Annotated in this window: 1 rRNA gene; it reads left to right on the plus strand. The window is 42.4% G+C overall.

What is annotated here, in order from left to right:
• Positions 1-426: 426 nt before the first annotated feature.
• Positions 427-517: ribosomal RNA gene (locus tag BW724_RS23090) — 23S ribosomal RNA — on the plus strand; the annotation flags it as partial.

Raw genomic sequence — 517 nt, forward strand, 5'->3', positions numbered from 1 at the left:
ACCTCCTTTCTAAGGAGCTTAAAAGGCTCATACCTTTTTAAAAAACTTCGTTTTGGTACTTTTTGTTTAGTTTTGAGAGGTCATACTCTCAAGACAGAGAAGCTTCTTCTCAACGGAAGAGGTTTTTAGTAAACTCTGTTTACTTGTCCTTTGAAAACTAGATAACACAAGATTGATAAGAAAACACTGGTTAACTTTTTTTGAAAAGCCTATGCTTTTTGAAGAGTTCAACTAAGTGTCTTAGAGAAGGCTAATTAATAATGACGCCACAATTGCGAACCAAAACCTATTGTATAGTAGGTTTTTGCAAAGAGCGCCAAGGAGTTCGAGGAAGCAAGGAGCGACTGACCGGAACGTACCCAGGTACGTGAGGATTAGGAGTGACACAGCTGACGAAGAAATCTGCAGGTGGTCTGCCGCAAAAATGGTTAAGCTAGAAAGGGCGCACGGTGAATGCCTTGGCACTAGGAGCCGATGAAGGACGGGACGAACACCGAAATGCTTCGGGGAGCTGTAA

It is taken from the genome of Litchfieldia alkalitelluris (assembly GCF_002153425.1).
Taxonomy (GTDB): domain Bacteria; phylum Bacillota; class Bacilli; order Bacillales; family Salisediminibacteriaceae; genus Evansella; species Evansella alkalicola.